A 2,650-nucleotide genomic window follows, 5' to 3' on the forward strand; every position below is an offset into this window, starting at 1 on the left:
GTAAGCGATCCATTGTCGACGTCGCTCTGAGCGACGGGTCGAGCGCCATGATTCACTGAGAGGCGTGCGTGTGCTCAGCGCAGGGTAACAGGCATTTTCCAGGGCAGAAGCGCGTCGTAGTCCTCGATGCTGTTCGCCAGAGGGAGGCGCTTGAACAGCCAGCGGAGGTAGCGGTACGGATCGATTCGGCAGGCTTTGCAGGTTTCGACCAGAGAGTAAAGATTGGCGCTCGCAGCTGCGCCCTCGACGGTGTCAGAGAACAGCCAGCCGCGGCGCCCGATCACAAACGGGCGGATCGAATTCTCACAGTCGTTGTTCGATATGGGCCAGTTGCCGTTCTCAACATAGAGGATCAACTTCGGCCACTGTTCGCGCAGGTAGGTTAGCGCCTTTCCGAGCAGACTGTTGGGCACGACACCGGGAGATTGCTCGAGCATCAGATTGCGGATGGCGTCGAGCACTCGTGCACTGTAGCGCCGTCGCAATCTCTGTCGTCGGTGGGCGCCCCATTTCGCGCCGCGCGCCTCGGCGACGAACAAACGTCCGATCAGCTTGATGAAGCGTGTGGCCAACAGATCGGGCGAACGCGCAGCTTTGGGCACATTTTCTTCCGCCTTGACGAAGTAGCGTCGGCAATGCACCCAGCATCCAAGATGCACGAGCTGGTATCGTTCGGCGATACCGTTATAGGGCTCATATCCGTCAGTCATCAGGACCGCACCCTTTCGGATGCCCGCGAACAATTTGTCGGCAAGCTGCGCGCCGCGCCCTGGCGTGTACGTGAAGCAGCGGATCGAATTTCCCGAATCCGTCATCTGCGACCAGAGGTAGCTCTTCGTTTGAGGCTTGCGTCCCTTCTCCTTCAAGACCTGGAAGGTAGTCTCGTCGGAGTAGATCAGATCTGCATCGAGCAGCGCATCGCGCATCAGGTTGATCACCGGCTGAGTCGCCAGACCGACGCGTACCATGCTCGCGGCGATCGTGTTGGATGAGATGTCGCCGCCGAAACGACGTAGCAGTCCGGCCTGACGGTACAGTGGCATCCCGAACTGATACTTGCCGGTGGCGATCCACGCGAGCGCCGATTCACTCAGCAGCCCACGCGGGATGATACGCGGCGGCGCTGGCGTGACCTTGATGCCGAGATCGCAGCACGGACACGCATATTTGACGCGCTGGTGCTGGAGCACGCGAAGCTGCTCCGGGATCACGTCAAGCTGCTCGCTGATCTCAACGCCAATCTCGACGAGCGCGTGACCGTCGTTGATACAGAAGCGTTCGGCTTCAGGCAGTTCGTGGCGCACGACCTCGCGTGGCAGGTTGGGATCGAGCGGTTTGCGGTGACCCCGCCGCTTGCGGGTGTGCGCGGCAACCGTCGTTTCCGCAGCGTCTTCCTGGGCGGGCGTGCTGTTCGCGCCGAGTGCTTCGGCTTCGTTGAACAGCCCGGGCTGATCGGAATCCCGTGCTTCGCTTTTCGCGCCGAACAGTTCACGACGGTAAGCACGCAGCCGTTCCTCGGCGAGATCACGTTCCGCTGTCACGAGCCGCAAGGCGCCGCGCAGCGCCTCCTGTTCCTCGCGCAACGCACGGGCGGCATCGCGCTCAGCGAGCAGCTCTTTCAGTTCGTCGGCGGTGATCGTGACCTGGCCCGGCATGCGGGTTAGACCGGCACGCCGATGACACGTTCAGCTCACGCGCAGATACTCGCGCTTCGGATGTCTCTGGATTGTGCTGATGTCATCGCCGTCGAGCAGCGCATGTAACAGATCAGGCGTCATCGTCACGACCTCGGTCTTCCGGTCGGGCCATATGAATCTATCGTTCTCAAGACGTTTCGTCAGGAGCCAGAAGCCGCTGCCATCCCAGCCCAGGATCTTGATTCGGTCGCGGCGACGGTTTCCAAACACGTAAAGCGAAGAATCCATGGGGTTCAGGCGCATCGACTGCTCGACGAGAATCGACAGACTGTTCATGCCGTACCGGAAGTCGACGGCATCGCGGTGCAGATACACCTTCAGATTCGCGTCGAACCGGAACACGGCATTCTCCCAAGCATCTGGACCACGGTGGCCAGTTCGTCGATGGTCGCGTCCGCAATGTCGAACTCGACGCCGTTCGACAGACGTACGTGCAGCGCAAGCGTCATTGACGACGATGAGGGTATAGGCGTTCTCGGCGACGCGCTGCCTTCGGGGAGCAACGCCGGCGGTGCCGAAACGACGGGGATAAATGCAGATGACGTTCTCGCGGGCGACGCAACCTTGTGTGAACCAGGAAGGTCAATGGCCACGCCGTCGATCACTTCTGTCGCAGGCGCCGCCTCGTGATGATCAGCGACAACCTCCTGCTGCGGTGCTGGCGAAATGCCTTTCTCCCGGTCCAGAAGGTATTTCGTGATCCATTTGCGCAGCAGATTGGCATTGATCCCGCGCTCCTGCGCCATGCGGGCGACGGAAACGCCGGGTTGCAGTGCTGCTTCGACCAGAGCACGCTTACCTTTCTCGTCGTAGCGGCGCCGGCCATCACGGCTCTGTCGAACTACTCTTAACTCTGAGTCTTTGTCAGGCATAGGTGTCCACCTCGAATTGGTGGACCCCTATGCTCCTCGCTCCTGTCGATCAGGACTAGACGTTAAAGATGGACCGCTTAC

3 protein-coding genes are annotated in these 2,650 nt (G+C 60.6%); all 3 read right to left on the reverse strand.

Translation table 11 applies throughout. The features are described 5' to 3' along the window. Positions 1–74 precede the first annotated feature (74 nt). From tnpC to BLU17_RS31980, 3 genes are read right to left on the reverse strand one after another with little or no spacing between them, the layout of a single operon-like run. The gene (gene tnpC / locus BLU17_RS31970) at positions 75–1,655 is read right to left on the reverse strand and encodes an IS66 family transposase (RefSeq protein WP_092006724.1); all 1,581 of its coding nucleotides are present in this window, start codon (positions 1,653–1,655) and stop codon (positions 75–77) included. A 30-nt stretch (positions 1,656–1,685) separates the two neighbouring features. Further along, complete coding sequence (gene tnpB, locus BLU17_RS31975; RefSeq protein WP_092006727.1) at positions 1,686–2,039, reverse strand: IS66 family insertion sequence element accessory protein TnpB; 354 nt, start codon at positions 2,037–2,039, stop codon at positions 1,686–1,688. Continuing rightward, the gene (locus BLU17_RS31980; RefSeq protein ID WP_092006730.1) at positions 2,015–2,569 is read right to left on the reverse strand and encodes a transposase; all 555 of its coding nucleotides are present in this window, start codon (positions 2,567–2,569) and stop codon (positions 2,015–2,017) included. Before BLU17_RS31980 ends, tnpB begins: the two co-directional genes overlap by 25 nt. Positions 2,570–2,650: the final 81 nt, after the last annotated feature.

Source organism: Paraburkholderia lycopersici (assembly GCF_900096975.1).
Taxonomy (GTDB): domain Bacteria; phylum Pseudomonadota; class Gammaproteobacteria; order Burkholderiales; family Burkholderiaceae; genus Paraburkholderia; species Paraburkholderia lycopersici.